Annotated in this window: 7 protein-coding genes; 4 read left to right on the forward strand and 3 right to left on the reverse strand. The window is 57.0% G+C overall.

The genetic code is table 11. The features are described from left to right. From VGK48_07040 to VGK48_07050, 3 genes are all read right to left on the reverse strand, one after another. Positions 1–562, reverse strand: a 562-nt coding sequence (locus VGK48_07040) for a metallophosphoesterase (protein ID HEY2380924.1), incomplete at its 3' end; no start/stop codon positions are given. Between the two features lie 74 nt (positions 563–636). Further along, the gene (locus VGK48_07045) at positions 637–1,314 is read right to left on the reverse strand and encodes a hypothetical protein (GenBank protein ID HEY2380925.1); all 678 of its coding nucleotides are present in this window, start codon (positions 1,312–1,314) and stop codon (positions 637–639) included. Next, positions 1,304–1,513, reverse strand: coding sequence for a hypothetical protein (locus VGK48_07050; GenBank protein ID HEY2380926.1), 210 nt, complete (start codon positions 1,511–1,513; stop codon positions 1,304–1,306). The genes VGK48_07045 and VGK48_07050 overlap by 11 nt, the downstream gene beginning before the upstream one ends. A gap of 342 nt (positions 1,514–1,855) precedes the next feature. Between VGK48_07050 and VGK48_07055 the strand changes: the two genes are divergently transcribed. The 4 genes from VGK48_07055 to VGK48_07070 all read left to right on the forward strand — a co-directional run bounded on the left by VGK48_07055 (position 1,856) and on the right by VGK48_07070 (position 5,362). Beyond that, a complete protein-coding gene (locus VGK48_07055) occupies positions 1,856–2,044 on the forward strand; it encodes a carboxypeptidase-like regulatory domain-containing protein (GenBank protein HEY2380927.1) in 189 nt (62 codons plus the stop codon). A 9-nt stretch (positions 2,045–2,053) separates the two neighbouring features. Continuing rightward, positions 2,054–3,199, forward strand: coding sequence for a carboxypeptidase-like regulatory domain-containing protein (locus VGK48_07060; protein HEY2380928.1), 1,146 nt, complete (start codon positions 2,054–2,056; stop codon positions 3,197–3,199). Beyond that, complete coding sequence (locus tag VGK48_07065; protein HEY2380929.1) at positions 3,196–4,101, forward strand: hypothetical protein; 906 nt, start codon at positions 3,196–3,198, stop codon at positions 4,099–4,101. The genes VGK48_07060 and VGK48_07065 overlap by 4 nt, the downstream gene beginning before the upstream one ends. Positions 4,102–4,309: 208 nt before the next feature. Further along, positions 4,310–5,362, forward strand: a complete 1,053-nt coding sequence (locus tag VGK48_07070) for a plastocyanin/azurin family copper-binding protein (protein HEY2380930.1) — start codon at positions 4,310–4,312, stop codon at positions 5,360–5,362. Positions 5,363–5,483: the final 121 nt, after the last annotated feature.

A 5,483-nucleotide genomic window follows, 5' to 3' on the forward strand; every position in this document is an offset into this window, starting at 1 on the left:
GAACGTAGTTATAGGAATCTTCAGTCTTCGGCGGCGACGGCTTCATCATTAGATTGAAGATTTCAGCCATGGATGTTTTGTCGATCCGCGGCATCATGGGCTTGTGATATCCGACGGCATTGGACGCGTCATGGTTTCCTGGAACAACGTAAACTGCGCTTTTTCTGTGCATCCAATCGAACAGCGTCAGATCAGAGAGATAGTCCGATCGGAACTGAGCCCACGATGCGGCCGCGCTTTGGATAGGCCTTTCACCCGCCTCTTCGCGATTGGCGATATCGCCGCCGTCCACGAGAAAGTCGATTGGGCCGACGCGCTGACCCGATCGCAGTCCACCGTCTGCGGGGAGAGTGTCACCTGGAAGACTGTTCATTTTTGCAATCATTGCGGCATTCACAACATGCGCATCCACATTGGTCGCGCCGCGAAAAGCCGGCCGCGTCAATCCGTAGTGAGAATCGGCCGTGAAGATGAATTGAATCTGGGCAGGTAGCCCCAACTGGCCCAACGTAAGGACGGAGGCAAGTACAAGAAAAAGGAAGACGAAGACCGCTTTTCTCATGGAAGCACGCTACCGTGCTTCCATGACATCTTTATGACAAACCAGCAGTCGAACGAGCTGTCGATCTTCAGAGATTATTGCTTGAGGACGATAAGCCAACTGGCAACGATCGGGCCTTGCGGACCGCGTCCTCGCCCACGTCCGTCAGCCGGCGGTGTACCGGCCGGGGGCGCCGGAGCGCTTCCGCGTTCGGGTTGAAACAGATACACGTTGTGGGACTTCGAATCGACCGCAATCGTCTTCGCGCCCGCGAATGTCGCAACCGTGTCGACGACCGTGTATTTGTCCGCCGAATCCTGGTGGACAACCGTGACGTTGCCTTCGCCCCCATTCGGAATGTAGATCAGTTTCTTTGAGGGATCCCATCCCAAAGCGTCGACGCGGGTGCCGTTTTTGATCGTTGCGACAACTTTCCCCGTGCTTGCGTCGACCACGACAGATGTCCCATTGCAGCCCGCGAAAATGCGGTTGCTGCTTTTGTCATAAGCGATGCCGGTCGGTCCTTTGCACGGATCGAGCGGCCACGACGCGGTTGCCTTCCATGTCTTGACGTCGATCACCTGAATCGTATTCTTGCCTTCATTGTTGACGAAGATATGCCCTTTGCCGTCGGCGGCGGCGCCTTCGGGCGAGTTATCTTCGAGCTCCACGGTGGCAACCATATCGCCGGTCTTTGGATCGAGAGCGGTCAGAGTGCCGATCGGGAGGCTGTGACGCGTGAGGATCACTTTATTGTCCGGTTCATCGAACATGATGCCGTCGAGACCGGGGGCCGACCTTGATCTGTTTGATCACAGCCAGTGTCTTGAGATCGAACATCGTCACCGTGTCGTTGCCGCCGTTGGTCGTGAAACCATGGCCGGCTTTAGTGGCGATTCCGGCGCCATGCACTCCAGGCGTATCCGGGATGTCGCCAACGACTTTACCCGTCGGGCCGTCGACCACCATCATATGTGTGGCGCGCGAAACAAACACATGCCCCGTCGCCGGTTCAACGGCGACGTAGTCCGTGTTTCCATCGCCTTTGATGTCGAACTTCTCAACCTTAAATGTTTGGGCGTGCCCAATATGCGGGGAATCTTAACGGAGGACGACCGCCGTTAGGTTAAATCGAGATTAATAATCGTTTATCTCGGGCGAGTGCGGGATAAACGACTGTCAATTCCGGTTGATTTGCCACGCATCGGGTTTATCGGACGCTACATCATTCACCATACCTTCATATTTGTGTAACAGCAGCGAACCATCACTCCTTCTATCGATGTTTAACGCATCACGAAAAGGGGGATCCACATGCTGCGAGTATTGGCGACGTTTTTGTTCTGCACCTGTGTTTTCAGTGTTTCCTTGTTTGCTCAGGATCGCGCAGCCATTGATGGCATGGTGAGGGATGCCTCAGGCGCCGTTATCCCGAATGCCATAGTCGAATTGGATTCGCCGGAAACCGGCCTTCATCTCACGGCGGTGACGAGCCCGGCCTGACTCTACGAGTTGACGCCGCTGCCTGTCGGAAGTTACACGATCAAATTCACGAAAGAGGGTTTCAAACCCACCGCTATTAATAATGTTGAACTGGAGTACGGGCAGACCAGAACGTTCGACGTGAAGTTGGAAGTAGGCGCCTTGCAAGAAGGCGTCTCGGTAACCGCGACGGCGGAGAGCGTCAACCGGACGAATGCCGAAGTATCGGGAGTCATCGAATCTGCACAGATCAAGGAGATCCCGGTCAGCGGCCGCAACTGGGCCAGCCTGATGCTGCGCGCGCCCGGCGCCATCAATTACGGTGACGGCGCGCAGCGATCGATCCGTTTCTCGGGCCATTCGCTGGACGACAGCAACTTCACTTTTGACGGCGTCGACACCAGCGGAGTACAGGAACAAACGCAGAAGGCCGACACGCGTCTCAATATCGCGCTCGATGCGATCCAGGAGTTCCGCGTCAGCACGTCGAACTACACTGCAGAAAGCGGCGCCGCGGGCGGCGCACAAATCAACGTCGTTTCAAAAGCCGGGACGAACCAGTTTCACGGAGACGGTTTCTATGCCCTCCGTAACGACGCGCTCGATTCCCGGTCGCCGTTCGACGGCGCGACACTGCCTTCGTTCACGCTGAATCAGTTCGGCGCCAGCCTTGGCGGGCCAGTCGTCAAGAATAAGGCGTTCTTTTACCTGAACTACGAAGGTCTCCGGCAAAGCCTGGGAGAAACACTGACGAACTTCGTGCCGAACGCGGCGTTCCGCGCTCAGGTTCTCGCAACATCTCCGGCCCTTGCGTCCATCTTGAAAGCCTATCCCATGGGGCAGACTCCCATCCCCAACAGCGTTACGGACCAGATCACTGAAGTGACGACGGACCCGGTACGCTGCCCGCAGCCACCGCTGTCGCCGGCGGCAATCTCGGCGTGCCGTTCACCATCCTGCCTGGATTGCCCACGGGGCTCGCGAGCGGCGTGGACCAAAACGGCAACCCTGCCGCGGTCTCTTTTCCCTTTGGGATCTGGTTCGCCAACGCCAAGACACTCTACGTTGCTGACGAGGGCGACGGCACGCTGGTTTCCCCTGCAGTCAACGGAAACGTGGCAGATGCGGCGACTCTTGCAACTGCCGGCTTGCAAAAATGGGTTTTCAATTCGATGACGAACAGCTGGCAGAAGGTTTACACGCTTCAGGGCGGCTTGAACCTTGGCGTTCCGTACAGCGTCCCGAACGGGCCGAACGGCGAAGTCTACCCCGCAGCGCTCAACCCCGCTACAGATGGTCTGCGCAACATTACAGGCCAGGTCAATTCCGATGGCACAGTGAGCATCTGGGCGGTCACTTCAACGGTCAGCACGAACGGAGATACGGGCGCGGATCCAAACCGGCTCGTAATGATCACGGACAACCTCGGCAACACCAATCCCGGCACCGCAGCCGGCGAAACATTCAAGACCTTGCGGAGCGCGGCATTCGGTGAAGTGTTGCGCGGAGTCAGTTTCACGCCTGGAACCGTCAAGACGGCATCCGCCAATGTCCAGGGTAATATGACGATCGGCGAAGGACAGGTTGTAAACCTGAGTCACGGGACAATCACCGGCAATGTAAAAGTGGACGGCGGAACGTTGATTCTCGGCAATGACGCTCAGGTGGGCGGCAATGTCCAGGTTTCCAGCGGGACTCTTCTGGGGTCAAACAGCAGCATCGGCGGAAACCTGCAGCTGAATGGAGGCGGCGCCTTCACGATAGGACCGGGAATGGCAATCCGGGGAAATCTCCAGGTCCAGAATCTGCCGGCTTCCGATGAGCCTGGCTCGGTGTGCGGCGCCAGCATCGCCGGCAACCTGCAGTTCCAAAACAACAACCTGCCCGTGTCCATCGGTTCCCCGTCCGGATGCGCCGGCAATATCATCGGAGGGAATTTGCAGGTCAATAACAACTCCGTTTCCGTCGATGTGTTCGGAAACGCCGTAAACGGAAACCTGCAGTGTCAGCAGAATCAGGCCATCAGCGGAGGAAGTAATACGGCCAGGATGAAACAAGGGCAGTGCAGCTCGTTCTGAGATAAGGGGTCTATTGCACCATTGCATCATTCGGAGGTTCTGTATTTCTAAATTTAAAATGCAGCAACTTCGCATGCTGCAATGGTGCAATACGCGACAAAGAGATTTGACATTCGAGTTAGGTATCTCTAGAATCCTCATTCCGCTTTCCCTGCTCAAAACGCGCCCTGGAATGCAAACTGAAGAGGGCCACTACGAAGGAGTCCATATGAAGAGTCTCCGTTTCTTTGTGCCGGTTCTAGCCGCTGTTCTTCTTGTTGCCGCTCCCGCCCTGGACGCGCAGAAGACCTGGTACGCAAACGTCGGAGCGGAGACTAAAGACCAGGGCGTGCAAGCGGACGGTTTTTTTCCGAATGAGTTGTGGATTTTCGCCGGCGACAGCATTCAATGGACGTTTGCGCCGAAGAATGAGATCCACACGGTCACGTTCCTGATGCCCAATCAAGTGCGCCCCCTGGCGACGCCTCCGGTTGGCCCTCCGGCAGGCACACCGGTAGTCGGACTGCCTCTCGCCTGCGGACCGTATACGACTCCCCAGAGTTATACGGGCTCGAACTGCGTCTCCACCAATCCGGTTAGCGGTGGGACGACTTTCACCGTGACGTTCCCCAATCCGGGCAATTTCAAACTCGTCTGTCTGGTGCACACGGACATGAATGGAACGGTTCACGTTCTGGCGAACAACAATCAGAACGCGGCTTTGCTCCAAACCCAGAAGTTCTACGATGACCAGGCGCGTGACCAGTCCAATGATCTGCTTAAGGACCAGGACGATCAGCACGAGCTTAAGGATGTACCCGGGAATCAGGTGGCCGCGGGTATCGGTGAGATTGTCGGAACCGGCGGAGGCACGCAATACCGTGCGGTGGTGCGCTTCCTGCAGCCAACCATCACCATCCACAAGGGTGAGTCTGTGACCTGGACCAACCTGGATCCGACCGAGCCTCACACCGTCACGTTTGGAGCGGAGCCCAACGGTTTCAACCCTACAGTACCTGTCGATCTGGGTAGCCCGTTAGGTGATGGGACGCTCACTGGAGTGATCACATCGACCGGTGATTTTCTAAATTCCGGATTCCTGCAGACCCAGGCTCCGGATCGCCCGGCGCCCGGACTGGGCACGCCGCCAACGGGTGATATCCAGTTGCCTCCGGGCCAAACCCGCATCACCATCACATTTAACAAACCGGGGACGTACCAGTATCATTGCGCTCTTCATGATGTGGACGGCATGGTCGGCAAAGTGATTGTTACCCCTTAATCCTCCATGCGGCAGACGACCCTGCGAATTGTAAGCGGCATGTCCGCCGCTCTGGTGTTTCTCGCCGGGTTGATTCCCTGCGCGTCGGCTCAGGCGTCCCGTAAGCCTGAGCCGATCGGCT

It is taken from the genome of Terriglobia bacterium (assembly GCA_036496425.1).
Classification (GTDB): Bacteria; Acidobacteriota; Terriglobia; order 20CM-2-55-15; family 20CM-2-55-15; genus 20CM-2-55-15.